Source organism: Streptomyces sp. NPDC006207, assembly GCF_040613835.1.
Taxonomy (GTDB): Bacteria; Actinomycetota; Actinomycetes; order Streptomycetales; family Streptomycetaceae; genus Actinacidiphila.
Genome location: NZ_JBEXSX010000034.1, coordinates 23,981 through 37,099, shown reverse-complemented (window position 1 = coordinate 37,099; position 13,119 = coordinate 23,981). Strand labels below are relative to the sequence as shown.

General features: G+C 74.5%; 14 protein-coding genes and 3 pseudogenes. 9 read left to right on the top strand and 8 right to left on the bottom strand.

The features are described 5' to 3' along the window. Window positions 1–116 precede the first annotated feature (116 nt). Entirely contained in the window at window positions 117–1,412 is a 1,296-nt protein-coding gene (locus tag ABZ312_RS25720; protein WP_500438876.1) for a hypothetical protein, read from the bottom strand. A 96-nt stretch (window positions 1,413–1,508) separates the two neighbouring features. On the opposite strand from ABZ312_RS25720, the gene ABZ312_RS25715 reads away from it, so the two are divergent. Continuing rightward, window positions 1,509–1,994 carry a hypothetical protein gene (locus ABZ312_RS25715; protein WP_500322443.1) on the top strand — a complete coding sequence of 162 codons (486 nt, stop codon included), beginning with the start codon at window positions 1,509–1,511 and terminating at the stop codon, window positions 1,992–1,994. Between the two features lie 26 nt (window positions 1,995–2,020). Further along, window positions 2,021–2,449 carry a DUF7144 family membrane protein gene (locus tag ABZ312_RS25710; RefSeq protein ID WP_499512780.1) on the top strand — a complete coding sequence of 143 codons (429 nt, stop codon included), beginning with the start codon at window positions 2,021–2,023 and terminating at the stop codon, window positions 2,447–2,449. Here ABZ312_RS25710 and ABZ312_RS25705 read toward each other — a convergent pair. The 7 genes and pseudogenes from ABZ312_RS25705 to ABZ312_RS25675 all read right to left on the bottom strand — a co-directional run bounded on the left by ABZ312_RS25705 (window position 2,419) and on the right by ABZ312_RS25675 (window position 5,624). Further along, the gene (locus ABZ312_RS25705) at window positions 2,419–3,309 is read right to left on the bottom strand and encodes a YhjD/YihY/BrkB family envelope integrity protein (RefSeq protein WP_500438875.1); all 891 of its coding nucleotides are present in this window, start codon (window positions 3,307–3,309) and stop codon (window positions 2,419–2,421) included. The two genes, ABZ312_RS25710 and ABZ312_RS25705, sit on opposite strands and share 31 nt — an antisense overlap. A gap of 142 nt (window positions 3,310–3,451) precedes the next feature. Continuing rightward, window positions 3,452–3,850 carry a DnaJ family domain-containing protein gene (locus tag ABZ312_RS25700; protein ID WP_499512782.1) on the bottom strand — a complete coding sequence of 133 codons (399 nt, stop codon included), beginning with the start codon at window positions 3,848–3,850 and terminating at the stop codon, window positions 3,452–3,454. 133 nt (window positions 3,851–3,983) lie between these two features. After that, window positions 3,984–4,295, bottom strand: a pseudogene (locus ABZ312_RS25695) (LysR family transcriptional regulator substrate-binding protein); the annotation flags it as partial. Between the two features lie 77 nt (window positions 4,296–4,372). Then, window positions 4,373–4,504: pseudogene (locus ABZ312_RS25690) on the bottom strand (LysR family transcriptional regulator); the annotation flags it as partial. A gap of 80 nt (window positions 4,505–4,584) precedes the next feature. Further along, window positions 4,585–4,755: a LysR family transcriptional regulator gene (locus ABZ312_RS25685; protein ID WP_500438874.1), complete on the bottom strand. Its 171-nt coding sequence runs from the start codon at window positions 4,753–4,755 to the stop codon at window positions 4,585–4,587. Between the two features lie 31 nt (window positions 4,756–4,786). Then, window positions 4,787–5,191, bottom strand: a complete 405-nt coding sequence (locus tag ABZ312_RS25680; protein ID WP_500322439.1) for a pyrophosphohydrolase domain-containing protein — start codon at window positions 5,189–5,191, stop codon at window positions 4,787–4,789. A 21-nt stretch (window positions 5,192–5,212) separates the two neighbouring features. Continuing rightward, a pseudogene (locus ABZ312_RS25675) lies at window positions 5,213–5,624 on the bottom strand (molybdopterin-binding protein). A gap of 223 nt (window positions 5,625–5,847) precedes the next feature. Between ABZ312_RS25675 and ABZ312_RS25670 the strand changes: the two are divergent. From ABZ312_RS25670 to ABZ312_RS25640, 7 genes are all read left to right on the top strand, one after another. Then, window positions 5,848–6,234 carry a TOBE domain-containing protein gene (locus ABZ312_RS25670; RefSeq protein ID WP_500438873.1) on the top strand — a complete coding sequence of 129 codons (387 nt, stop codon included), beginning with the start codon at window positions 5,848–5,850 and terminating at the stop codon, window positions 6,232–6,234. Between the two features lie 23 nt (window positions 6,235–6,257). After that, window positions 6,258–7,085 carry a molybdate ABC transporter substrate-binding protein gene (modA, locus tag ABZ312_RS25665; protein ID WP_500438872.1) on the top strand — a complete coding sequence of 276 codons (828 nt, stop codon included), beginning with the start codon at window positions 6,258–6,260 and terminating at the stop codon, window positions 7,083–7,085. After that, a complete protein-coding gene (gene modB / locus ABZ312_RS25660) occupies window positions 7,082–7,936 on the top strand; it encodes a molybdate ABC transporter permease subunit (RefSeq protein WP_500438871.1) in 855 nt (284 codons plus the stop codon). Before modA ends, modB begins: the two co-directional genes overlap by 4 nt. Then, a complete protein-coding gene (locus tag ABZ312_RS25655) occupies window positions 7,933–9,018 on the top strand; it encodes an ABC transporter ATP-binding protein (protein WP_500438870.1) in 1,086 nt (361 codons plus the stop codon). Before modB ends, ABZ312_RS25655 begins: the two co-directional genes overlap by 4 nt. Before the next feature lie 147 nt (window positions 9,019–9,165). Further along, window positions 9,166–9,702 carry a universal stress protein gene (locus ABZ312_RS25650; RefSeq protein WP_500322429.1) on the top strand — a complete coding sequence of 179 codons (537 nt, stop codon included), beginning with the start codon at window positions 9,166–9,168 and terminating at the stop codon, window positions 9,700–9,702. A gap of 41 nt (window positions 9,703–9,743) precedes the next feature. Next, complete coding sequence (locus ABZ312_RS25645) at window positions 9,744–10,505, top strand: DUF4118 domain-containing protein (protein ID WP_500322427.1); 762 nt, start codon at window positions 9,744–9,746, stop codon at window positions 10,503–10,505. 495 nt (window positions 10,506–11,000) lie between these two features. After that, entirely contained in the window at window positions 11,001–13,115 is a 2,115-nt protein-coding gene (locus ABZ312_RS25640; RefSeq protein WP_500322426.1) for a SpoIIE family protein phosphatase, read from the top strand. Window positions 13,116–13,119: the final 4 nt, after the last annotated feature.

The following is a 13,119-nucleotide window of genomic DNA, read 5'->3' as shown; positions in this document are numbered from 1 at the left end:
GCCCGCCCGCCGGCTGCGTCTGGCTCATGGCTGGTCTCCTCCGCCGGCGGGCTCTCCCGTCAGCCTCCGGCGGCGGCCTTCCCGGCGCAGCGCGGAGCGGCCGATCGGGTGAGCGGTCAGTCCGGCCGGGCCAGGAACTCCACGACGGCGAGGACGAACACGACGGCGAGGGCGAGCCCCAGGACGACCCAGCCGGTCGGGTAGGACCAGAAGGCGAGCGCGAGGGCCCCTGCGGCGACGACGATCCAGCCGACCAGCACCTTGTGGCGGACGAGCCAGGGGCCGACGGGACCGGTCCGCAGCCCCACCCGGTGCGCCGCGTCGCCCGCGCCGCCCAGCACGGACTCCCACACCCCGCGGGTGCGGCGGGCGTACCGCCCGGGCCCGCTCAGCCAGGCGCCCAGCGCGACGACGACGCCCAGCACGAACACGGCGCGGACGGTCCCGCGCAGGAAGCGGATCAGGGTGTCGTAGACCGTCCCCGCGGCCTGCTGGTCGACGCTCGCGGGCAGCGCGTCGAGGTAGATCGCCCGGAAGACGGTCAGCGCAGCACCGAGCACGAGGGCGGCGGCCGCGAAGCCCAGCGCGGCCGCGACCAGGGCGCGCCGCCTGCGGACGGCGAGCAGCACACCCGCGGCCGCAAGGACGACGGCGACGATCGGCAGCCAGAAACCGGCGAGCTGCAGGAGCCGGAAGGCGGTCCTGATCTTGCCGACCTTGTCGGAGCGGACGACGGTGAAGTCGGTGTGGATCTCGGGGATCTTCGCGGCGATCGTCAGGCCCGCGTCGACCAGCCGCTGCTTGACCCGGTCGATGACCGGGGCGAGGTCGATGGCCACGGTGTCGTTGGTGAGCTTGACCGCGCCGCCTCCCTGGCCGGTCAGCGCCTTGTCCAGCGAGTCGTGGATCCTGCGGTTGGCTTCGGTCCAGGCCTTCTCGAAGACGTCGCTGCGCACGACCTTGTCCGCCGTCGAGTGCACCAGGCTCTGGATGCCGCTGGTCAGGGGGCCGGAGACGCGGCCCAGCAGTTCGTCCAGGCGGGGGCGGTCCTGCGGGGCGACCTCGTCCAGGAGGCTCTTGACGTCGATCTGCTGCATCACCACGGACGTGATGCGGTTGGCGGCGGCGTTCTGGACGGCGGGGTCGCTCGCCAGGGGCGCCACGGTGGCGACGTAGCGGTCGGTGTCCCCGATCTCGGAGTCGACCCAGACCGCCAGCGCGCTCAGCGGCACCAGGACGCAGGCCACGACGATGAACAGGGCGGAGAAGAAGGCCCGCACCGGCCGTCGTCGGAGAGGCGGCGGGGCCTGCGGTCCGGCGTGTGCGGGAACGGTCTCCCGCGCCTCCAGTGCCGACAGCCGGGCACGCAGTTCGGCGAGATCGTCACGCCTCCGGGGCGCTGAATCCGCCATGCCACCGCCGCCTCTCCTTCACCACGCGACACGGCAATTTAATACGTATGGTGAATTATGTGCCATTTGAGGCGCATGAGTCTGTGGAGGTAGGCAATGACGAGGCCGTACCGGGGCCGCGCGGTGTGCGCGGCGGTCGTACTGTCCGCCGTCGCGCTCACCGCGAGCGCCTGCTCGGACAACGACAGCACCCCCGCCGAGAAGGCGTCGAAGGCCGCGTCCGCCGCGTCCTCGCTGGTGTCCGAGGGCGCGGAGGCCGTCGCCTCGGCGACCGCCGCCGCGCAGTCCCAGCTGGCGAAGATCAAGAACGGTGTCAACGCGAAGGACGACGTCAAGCTCGACCCCGTGACCGTCGAGGGCGGCAAGGCCACCACCAAGGTCACGGCCACCAACAGCGGCGACAAGCAGGCCACGTACACCGTCGAGGTGACCTTCCGCGACACCAGCGGGAACCTCCTCGACGCCGCCGTGGTCAACGTCGCCGACGTGGCCCCGCAGAAGTCCGGCGAGGCCACGGTACGCAGCAACCGCGACCTGACGGGCACGGTCAAGGCCCAGGTGGAGCGGGCGCTGCGGCACTGAAGCACCATCACCGCGAGGAGGCAGCCATGGCAGCCACCGGCACGACACCCAGGACCGGCAACCACCGCAACGGTTGGGTCAGCGGCGGGGTCACCTTCGCCGGCGTCCTGTTGCTGGTCGACGGTGTCCTGGCGATCTTCCAGGGCATCTCGGGGATCGCCGCCGACAACGTGTACGCGCGCGTCGGCACTTACGTCTACAAGTTCAGTCTGACCGGGTGGGGATGGATCCACCTGGTCCTCGGAGTGCTCCTGGTGGTCACCGGAACGGGGCTGCTCAGCGGCGCCGCGCTCTGGTCACGCATCATGGGTGTCGTCCTGGCGGGCCTGGGCATCATCGTGAACTTCCTGTACCTGCCCTACCTGCCGTTCTGGTCGGTCATCCTGATCGCGCTCGACATCTTCATCATCTGGGCGCTCGCCCACTACCGGCCGGAGCGCTCACCGGCCGCCTGACCGCCGCCCCCGGGCTGGTCGCCGTGGAACACCGCGCCCACGGTGAGGCACACCGTCGCCACGACGCACAACGCGATCAGCCCGGACAGCAGGGTGAACACCGAGCCCAGCGAGCCGTACGTCTGCAGGCTGCGGTTGAGCGCCGTCGGCACGTACAGCGGCGCGGCGAAGACGGCCGTCTCCAGGACCACCGCGGTGAGCAGCGCACCCGGCAGCAGCGGCCACCATCCGATCCGGCCGCCCAGCAGCAGGTGCTGGGTCCACCACCAGAGGCCCACCGCGCTCACCAGGGACAGCGGGACGCCGAGCCAGCGGCCGGCGCCGAAGCCCTCCCGCAGCGGCCCCTGGACCGCCAGGTAGAGCAGTGCCGCGCACACCCAGGCGAACCAGCGCCAGGCCGCGATCCGCGCCGCCGACTTCGGTAGGTGCCAGGCGCGTTCGCACACCCGCTGCATCGCCCGGCTGCAGGCCGTCGCCGACAGCAGGGCCATCAGCGTGCCCACCACGCCCACCGTCCCCCGCAGGTTCCCGGGATCGGACTCGTAGACCGAGCGCAGCTGGTCACGGGCGGGACCGGAGAGCCCCAGCACCCGCACCAGCGAGTCCAGGAGTTCCTTGCGCACGCCCTCCGGCGCGAGGGACGCGATGACGAACAGCAGCGGCACGGCGGTCAGGAAGGCCTGGGCGGCCAGCCGGGTGGCGGCGTCCAGCACGTTGACGCTCAGCAGCCGGGCGGCGAGCCGGGTGATGATGGGGAACCGCCGCTCCGTGTCGGCCCGCAGGGCGCGCACCCGCCCCGGCAGGTCCGCGAACCGCGCACGGAGCCCCTCCGGGAACCTGACCCGTGGCCGCCCTTTCACAGTCCGACTATTTTTCAGCCCGCCGGGCCCCGCAACCGGGGGCGCCGGCGCCGGCCCGCCGACCGCCCGGGCGCACCTGAAGCGGGCCGCCGCGAGTTGTCCGCGCCCCGGGCCACCGGCGGGCGGCCGCCTGTGTGCGCCCTCAGCCCCGCTCCGCGCGCCACCGCGCGACGACGTCCTCCACCTCGTACGGGACGAGGTTGAGCGGCGGGCCGTCCATGGGGGTGCGCAGGCCCGTGCGGATCTTGTCGTTGACCTCCTCGACGATGCGGCGCACCTCGGGTTCCGAGGGGGCACGGGAGGCGGCGTCCATCGCGTCCTCCACCTCCTTGCGCAGCCTGAGGCTGGCCGGGAGGTGGGACAGCCCCTCACGGGCCATCTTCTCCCTGATCCACCACAGCTCGTCGTAGGGCCGGTCCAGACCGGCCAGCGGCTTGCCCGCGCCGGGCAGGTTGTCGAAGGCGCCGCGCTCCGCCGCCTCCCGGATCTGCTTGTCGACCCAGGACTCGAAGGGGACGCCCGGTGGCTTGCGCTCCGTCATGGGGTCGATTCTCCCTCCCGCCGGCCCGGGGCGGGAAGGGCGGGGTGGGCGGGGGCGACGTGCGCCGGCCGGGCCGCCGGTCCGCGATCACCAGCCCCGCCCGGGGACCGTGCGCGGGCCCCTCCAGCGGCACCACGCGCATCCCCGCGGGCACCCCGAACATGTGCAGCCAGGCGTGCGAGATGACGCTCGACCAACGCCCGCCCGAGCCCGCCAGGTGCGCGTACAGCCCTGAGACCGAGTCGGTCTCGACGGCCGGTGACGCGGTGACCCCGTCCGCGGCGAAGCACTCGTCCATGATCCGGCGGTTGCGCATCCGCGACGACAGCAGGCACAGCGGCAGCGCGGCCGCCTGCGCCCAACGCGCCACCGGCAGCCCGGCCGGCGGCGCGTCCGCGGGGCCGAGCAGCAGGTAGCGCTCCTCGGAGAGCGGGAAGCGGCGCACGTGGCGCAGGCGTCGTCGTCCAGGTACGTCATCGCCGCGTCGAGCTCGAACTCCGCGAGCCGGTCGCTGATCTCCCGTGAGGACAGCGACTCCAGGCTGACCCGCACCCCCGGGTGCCGCTCGCAGAACGGCGTCGTCAGCAGGGACGCGGCGGTCAGCGCCGTGGGTATCGCGCCGAGCCGCGGCGCGCCGGCCGGCCCGCCGCGCATCTCGGCGAGTTCCTGCCGCAGCGCGTCCCGTTCCGCCAGGATGCGGTGCGCCCACAGCAGTACCCGTTCGCCCTCCGGGGTCAGCCCCTCGAAGCGCCGGCCCCGCCGCACGATCGGCACGTCCAGCTCGCGTTGCAGCTTGCGGATGCCGGCCGACAGCGAGGCGGCGAGACGAAGCAGGCGTCGGCGGCGCGGGCGAAGTGCCGTTCCCTGGCGAGGGCCCCCAGGTACTCCAGTTGGCGAAGCAGCATGGCTCACGGTTGCACACGCCGCGCTGCCGCGTTACTCCCCGGCGGGCGTCCAGCCCTGGGCGCGCAGCACCGCTGCGACGTCGGGCGCCCGGTAGTGCTCGCCCTTGAGGACCTTGCCGTCGGCCCGCAGGGTGGGCCGGCCGTCGGGGCCCAGCTTGCTCATGTTGGCGCGGTGGATCTCCGCGATGACCTCGTCCAGGTCGATGCCGTGCACCAGCGCGGTGCCGTACGCGACGTAGACCACGTCGGCCAGTTCGTGCGCGAGGTGGTCCAGGGGACCGGTCCCGGAGGCCTCGGCGACCTCGGCCACCTCCTCGGCGAGCAGGTCCTGACGGTGCGCCGCGTGCTCGGGCGTGATCTCGGTCGGACGGGGGCGGACGTCGAGGCCGAAGGCGGTGTGGAACTCACGGACCAGGCCGGCGGGGGAGGATCGCATTCCGCCGATCGTAGTGTCCGCTCAGACGCCCTGGTCGCCCCCCGCCGCCGGCCCGCCGCCGTAGCCCCCGTCCACCCGGATGGCGGTGATGCCGCTGATGTGCCGGGCCCCGCAGCGGTCCTGGGGCAGCCAGTTGCGGGCCGCAGGCGTCCAGCGGGGTGCCGTCGATGCGGGTGGCCAGCAGCACGGGGGCGTGCCCGAAGTCCGGGTCGATCTCGGCCCAGGACAGCAACGCGTGGTGACCGTCCGCCCCGGTCACGGCGATGAGGAAGCGCAACCGGTCCTTGCGGCGGCCGGGGTCGAAGCCGGGACCGGCCGAGCACAGCACCTCGTGGAGCAACGGGCCCTCGAAACGGTGGTGCTGCACACCGCTGGTGCGGCACTCGAAGCTCACCCGGGCCGTGTGCTGGGGCCAGGCGCGCAGGTCGGGCACCGTGAGCGGCGCGGGGCGGGCCAGGTCGCCGCTCAGGCTGAAGCCGGCGAGCCCCGGCGGCGGCGCGGGAACGGACACGGTCACGGGCTTCCACCTCCCCCGATCACCGTACCCACGCACGGCGGTCGCGGAAACGCACATGCGACCCTCCACGCGCCGTGATCCGGCTGATGCAATCCGACAATGGGCTTCCCGCTCGCATCTGCGTCACTATGATCGAGTCATGCACACCTACCGGATCGGCGAGGCGGCCGTAGTCATGGGCGTGAGCGCCGACACCCTCAGGCGCTGGGTCGACGGCGGGCGGCTGCGGGCGGAGCGCGACGAGCAGGGCCGGCGCATCATCGAGGGTCCCGATCTGGCCGCCTTCGCCCGGGAGTTCAACCGCACCGAACGCGAGCACACCGGCTCCTCGGCCCGCAACCGCTTCGCGGGCATCGTCACCGAGGTGATCCTCGGCGACGTCTCCGCCCAGGTGGAGATCCAGGCCGGCCCGTTCCGCGTGGTGTCCATGATCAGCCGGGAGTCGGCCGAGGAGCTGGAGCTCGAGCCCGGCGTCCCGGCGGTCGCCGTCATCAAGTCGACCAACGTGGTCGTCGAGAGACCGTAGAGACTCGGAGGAGCAGCCCTGTGATGACCCGTCTCACGCACCGCCGGACCCTTCAGCTGGCCGTCGGAGGCACCGCGGTGCTGCTGGCCCTGAGCGCCTGTTCCTCCTCGGACGACTCCGCCGGCGCCTCCGCGTCGTCCTCGCCCTCGGCGGGCACCTCCTCCGCGGGCGTCCTGAAGGGCACGGTCACCGTCTTCGCCGCCGCCTCCCTCAAGGAGAGCTTCACCGAACTGGGCACGGAGTTCGAGGCGGCCCACCCCGGCACCAAGGTCTCCTTCAACTTCGGCGGCAGCGACGCGCTCGCCGCCAGCATCACCTCCGGTGCCCCCGCCGACGTCTTCGCCGCCGCCTCCCCCAAGACCATGCAGATCGTCACCGACGCCAACGACGCGGCCGGCGAGCCCGCGACCTTCGTGCGCAACCAGCTGGAGATCGCCGTCGTCCCGGGCAACCCCGAGGACGTCACGTCCCTCAAGGACCTCACCAACTCCGGGATCAAGGTCGCCCTGTGCGCCAAGGAGGTGCCCTGCGGCGCCGCGGCGCAGAAGGCGCTGGACGGCGCCGGCCTGAAGCTCACCCCGGTCTCCTACGAGCAGGACGTCAAGAGCGCCCTGACGAAGGTGGAGCTCAAGGAGGTCGACGCCTCCGTGGTCTACAGGACCGATGTGAAGGCCGCCGCCGGCAAGGTGGAGGGCGTGGAGTTCCCCGAGTCCGCCGGTGCCGTCAACGACTACCCGATCGTCCTGCTCAAGGACGCGCCCAACGCCGGGGCCGCCGAGGCCTTCATCGCCTTCGTCCGGTCCGAACAGGGCGCGAAGGTGCTGAGCGAGGCGGGCTTCCTCAACCCATGACCGACCACAGCGGCGGCGCGCCCGAACTCCTGGAGTCCCGGCCGCGCCGCGCCGGCCGCCGGCAGGGTCACCGTTCCCCGGTGCCCCTGCCGCTGCTGCTGCCGGCCCTGCTCGGTCTCGTCTTCCTGGTGCTGCCGCTCGCCGGACTGCTGGTCCGCACCCCGTGGAGCGAACTGCCCGCGCAGCTCACCAGTCCCGGGGTGTGGCAGGCGCTTCGGCTCTCCCTGATCTGCGCCACCCTCGCCACCGCGGTGACCCTCGTGCTGGGCGTGCCCCTGGCCTGGCTGCTGGCCCGCACCGAGTTCCCCGGGCGCGGGCTGCTGCGCGCCCTGGTGACGCTGCCCCTGGTGCTGCCGCCCGTCGTCGGCGGTGTCGCGCTGCTGCTGGCGCTGGGCCGCAACGGCATCGCCGGGCGGTGGCTGGACCAGTGGTTCGGGGTGACGCTGCCCTTCACCACGGCGGGCGTCGTCGTCGCGGAGGCCTTCGTCGCGATGCCGTTCCTGGTCATCAGCGTCGAGGGCACCCTGCGGGCCGCCGACCCGCGCTACGAGGAGGCCGCCACCACCCTCGGCGCCTCCCGCTTCACCGCCTTCCGCCGGGTGACGCTGCCGCTGATCGCCCCGGGCATCGCCGCCGGGGCCGTCCTGGCCTGGGCACGGGCGCTCGGCGAGTTCGGCGCCACCATCACCTTCGCGGGCAACTTCCCCGGCCGTACGCAGACGATGCCGCTCGCCGTCTACCTCGCCCTGCAGAGCGACCCGGCCGCCGCCATCGCGCTCAGCCTGGTGCTGCTCGCCGTCTCGATCGCCGTCCTGGCCGGGCTGCGCGACCGCTGGATGACCACGCCATGACCTCCCTGGACAAAGCACCCGCGACCTCCGGCAGCCCGGCCCCCGAGGGCCTGGACGCCCGGCTGGTCGTCGACCGCGGCGCCTTCCGCCTCGACGTGACGCTCACCGCCGCCCCCGGCGAGGTGCTCGCCCTGCTCGGGCCCAACGGCGCGGGCAAGACCACCGCGCTGCGGGCCCTGGCCGGGCTGACCCCGCTCACCGCCGGCCACCTGCGGCTGGACGGCGCCGCCCTGGACGGCACGCCCCCCGAGACCCGCCCGGTCGGCGTGGTCTTCCAGGACTACCTGCTCTTCCCGCACCTGTCCGCGCTGGACAACGTCGCCTTCGGCCCGCGCTGCCACGGCATGCCCAAGGCGCGGGCCCGCGCCGAGGCCGCCGCGTGGCTGGAGCGGATGGGCCTGGCCGAGCACGCCGCCGCCCGGCCCCGCCGGCTCTCCGGCGGCCAGGCGCAGCGCGTCGCCCTCGCCCGGGCGCTGGCCACCCGACCCCGCCTGCTGCTCCTGGACGAGCCGCTGGCCGCGCTCGACGCCCGCACCCGCCTGGACGTCCGCTCCCAGCTCCGCCGCCACCTGGCCGACTTCGAGGCGGTGGCCGTCCTGGTCACGCACGACCCGCTGGACGCCATGGTGCTGGCCGACCGGCTGGTGGTCATCGAGCACGGCGGCTCCGTCCAGGAGGGCACCCCCGCCGAGATCGCCCGCCGCCCGCGCACCGACTACATCGCGCACCTCGTCGGCCTCAACCTCTACCGGGGCCGCGCCGAGGGGCACACCGTACGGATCGACGGCGGACCGGCCATCACCACCACCGAGGAACTCTCCGGCCCGGCCTTCGTGGCCTTCCCGCCCGGCGCCGTCACCCTCCACCGGGACCGCCCCACCGGCTCCAGCGCCCGGAACCTGTGGCACGGCCGGGTCGCGGGCCTGGAGTCGCACGGCGACCAGATCCGCGTCGACGTCCGGGGCGAACTCCCGCTCGCCGCCGACCTCACCACGGTGGCCACCGCCGAACTCGGACTGCACCCCGGCGCCGAGGTGTGGGCCACCGTCAAGGCGGCCCAGGCGCACGCCTATCCGGCCTGAACCCCGGCGGGTCAGGGCCGGCGGGTCAGGGCCGACGGGTCGGGACCGGCGGGTCGGGACCGGCGGGGTCAGGGCGGCGTCAGGGGTGCGCCGCCCGGCGACAAGAGGACGACAAGAAGCCCCCGCGGCACCCCGCCCGGGTCTTCCATGGAAGGCATGGATGACGCCGGAAACCACCGCGTGGTCGTGGGGGTGAGCGGCTCCCTCGGCAGCCTCACGGCGCTGCACCGGGCCGCCGCCGAGGCACGCCGCACGGGCGCGGTGCTGGTCACCGTGCTCGCCTGGGAACCGCCGGGCGGGGAGTTCGCCTACCGGCGCTCCCCCTGCCCGCCGATGCTGCGGGAATGGCAGGACCGGGCCCGGCAGCAGCTGGTCGGCGCCGTCGAGTCCGCCTTCGGCGGCCTCCCGGCGGACCTCCCCATGCGCGCGCTCCTCGTGCGCGGGCCCGCGGGGTGGGCGCTGACCCACGTCGCGGACCGCCCGGACGACCTGCTGGTCGTCGGCGCCGGACGCCGCGGCCGGCTGCGCCGCCTGCTGAGCCCCTCGGTGGCCCGGCACTGCCTGGTCCACGCGGCCTGCCCGGTGCTCGCCGTACCCCGCTCCCCGCTCCACGAGGTCCTCGACGACGTGCACCGCCGCAACGCCTGGCGGCTGCCGCTGCACGCCGCCACGCCACTGCGGTGACCACGGGGGCCCGGCAGGCCCCCTCGACGGAGGCGATGACCATGACGCGCCCTTCCTTCCCGTTCCCCCACCCGACGCGGCTCGCCCTGCCCGCCGCGCTCCTCCTGCCGCCGCTGGTGTGCCTGGTGCTCGTCCCCTTCCGCACCCAGGTGTCGAACACGCTCGTGGCCCTGGTGCTGGTGGTCGCCGTCGTGGCGGTCGCCGTCCTCGGCAGCCGTCGCGCCGGGGCGCTCGCCGCGCTGTCCGCGGCGGCCTGGTTCGACTTCTTCTTCGCCCCGCCCTACGAGCGGTTCACCATCAGCGGGCCGGGCGACGTGGCGACGGCGGTCCTGCTGCTCGCCGTGGGCCTGGCCGTCTCCCAGCTCGCCGCCCGCACCAGGCGGCTCGCGGTGATCGCGATCACCGACGCCGACCACCTCGCGCGCATCCACGAGACCGCACGGCTGGCCCAGTCCGCGGTCTCCCCGCACGTCGTGGTCGAGCACGTCCGCGACCAGCTGGTCAGCCTGCTCCACCTGCGCGGCTGCCGTTTCGAGTACGGCACCCTCGTCGGGCACCCGCCGCGGATCGAGCAGGACGGCACCGTGGTGCGGGGCCGCCGCCCCTGGGACGCGGACACGCTGGGACTGCCGGAACAGGAGGTCGAGCTCCGCGTCTTCCACAACGGCCACTTCCACGGCCGCTTCATGCTGCTCCCCACCCCCGGCACCGTCCCCTCCCGCCAGGCCCGTCTGGTCGCCGTCACCCTCGCCGACCAGGCCGGCGGCGCGATCGCCGCCACCCCGGCCGCCCCGGCCCGCTGACCCGCTCCGCGGGGGCGACCACCCGGTCCCGCACACCCCCGCCCAGCGCGGCCCCGGAGGGCGCCGGGAGGCCGCCTGTCGCCCCTGGGCAGACCACGCCGCCATGGGACGGCCCGGTGTCGGGCCCACCCGCCTCGTCGCACGTGTCGGCTCTGCTGCCGCGCACCGTCGCCCGCCGCATCGTGCGCCGCGCGGCGGCAGCCGGGGACACGGGCGAGCGCGCCGCCGAGGCTGACGATCCCGCCCCGCCTGGGCCGCCACGTCGACAACACCCGCCCGGCGCGGCCCATGGCCCGAGCAACCCCGGCGGCCTGGAGCGACCGCCTGTCGCCCCGCCGCGGCGCAACACCTCCGCGCACCAACGGCACCCGTCCCCGGCCCACCGGCCGAGCGGCGCGCCCGTCGCCAGGGTGCCGCTTCCGGCAAGAGGAGGCGGGGCGGGGAGGGGCGTATCGTCCCCTTATAGGTGGTGTCGGCCCGATGGTGGAGCCACACATGGTGGTGACTGCCCCCGCGCGGGAGCTGCTGGACCAGGTGCTCGCCGAAGTGGTGCGTGAGACGGGCGCCCATGTCGGTGCGGTCTTCCTGGTGATGCCCGGGGGCCGCGCACTGGGCATGGAGGTCATCACCGGGGCACCCCGGGAGCTGTCGATGCCCTGGTCGCGGCTGCCCATGGAGCGCTCGACCCCGGTGGCCGACGCCGTGCGGGAGGGCCGGACGATCCGGATCGGCTCCCGGGAGGAACTGGCCGACCGCTATCCGCGCACGGCCCTGGTCATGCCGTACGACCTGTCCATGGTGGCCGCCCCGCTCACCGACGGGGAGGCCGTGCTCGGCACGCTCGTGCTGATCTGGTCCCGGCCGCGCCCCGCCGAGGCGCCGCCCGCGGAGCGCGCGCTGCTGGAGCACGCCCGCGAGCGCCTGTCCGGCCGGCTCGCACGGGCCGGCGCCGGCGGAGAGCCGATCCTGCCGGGGCCCGAGCCGCGCGTGCTGCGGACCGCGCGGGCGGTCCCGGTGGACCCGGACCAGGCACTGGCCGCGGCGCACTGGGCCCGGCGGCTGCCCGAGGGAGCCTGCGCGCTCGACTTCGACGGGCGGCTCACCTACGTCACCCCCCGCGCGGCCGAGCTGGTCGGCGTGCCCGTCGAGCGGCTCGTGGGCACCTTCCCCTGGGAGAGCCTGCGCTGGCTGCGCGATCCCGCCCACGAGGACCGCTACCGCGCCGCCGTGCTCAGCGGACAGCCGGTCTCGTTCACCGCCCTGCGGCCGCCCGACCACTGGCTGCTCGTCCAGCTCTACCCGGACGCGACCGGGGTCAGCGTGCGGATCTCCCCCACCGATGCGGCTGCGGGCCCCGCCCCGTCGGCCCCGCCCTACGACGAGGCCGCGGTGCCGGTCCGGATCGGGGCGATCTACCACCTCATGCACCTCGCGACGGCCCTCACCGAGGCCGTCGGCGTGGACGACGTCGTCCGCCTGGTCGCCGACCTCTTCCCGGCCGCCATCGGAGCCGACGCCTTCGTACTGTGCGTCGCGGAGGGCGGCCGGCTGCGCGTCATCGGCGACCGCGGCTACCGGCCCGAGGTCATGGCGGCCCTGGACGGCACCGCGCTCACCGCGCGCCTCCCGGCGACCAGGGCCCTCACCAACGGCGTCCCCAGCTTCTTCGGCTCACGCGAGGACCTCATACGGACCTACCCGGACCTGGACCTGCAGTCGGGCATGGCGGCCTGGGCGTTCCTGCCGCTGATCGCCTCCGGCCGTCCCGTGGGCTGCTGCATCCTCGCCTTCGCCCGGGAGCGCTCCTTCCCCGCCGACGAACGGGCCGCCCTGACCTCGCTCAGCGGGCTGATCGCCCAGGCCCTGGACCGGGCCCGGATCTACGACGCCAAGCACCACCTCGCGCACAGCCTCCAGTCGGGACTGCTGCCGCACACCCTGCCCTCCCTGCCCGGTCTGGAGGTCGCCGCCCGCTACCTGCCGGCGACCAGCGGCATGGAGGTCGGCGGCGACTTCTACGACCTGATCCGGCTGGACGACACCTGCGCGGCCGCCGTCATCGGCGACGTCCAGGGCCACAACGTCAACGCCGCCGCCCTGATGGGCCAGGTGCGCACCGCGGTGCACGCGCACGCCACCGCCGGCGCCTCCCCCGACCAGGTGCTGTCCCGCACCAACCGGCTGCTCGACGAGCTCGACACCGGGCTCTTCACCAGCTGCCTCTACGCCCACCTCCGGCTCACCGACGGCGCCCTGAGGCTGGCCTCCGCTGGCCACCCGCCGGCCCTGCTGCGCTTCCCCGACGGCCGCACCGACATCCTGAGCCTGCCGACCGGGCTGCTGCTCGGCATCGACCCGGACGCCGAGTACCCCACCACCACGCTGACGCTGCCCCGCGGCGCGGTGCTCGCGCTGTACACCGACGGGCTCATCGAGACCCCCGGCCGCGACCTGGACGAGGCGATCGCCTCCTTGGCCGTGGCCCTGTCCTGCCGGGGCCGGCTCCCACTGGACGAACTCGCCGAGGTGCTCGTGCACCACGACGGTCCCGCCACCGACCGCACCGACGACACCGCGCTCCTGCTGCTGCGCCCCGTGCCCCCGTCATGAGGCC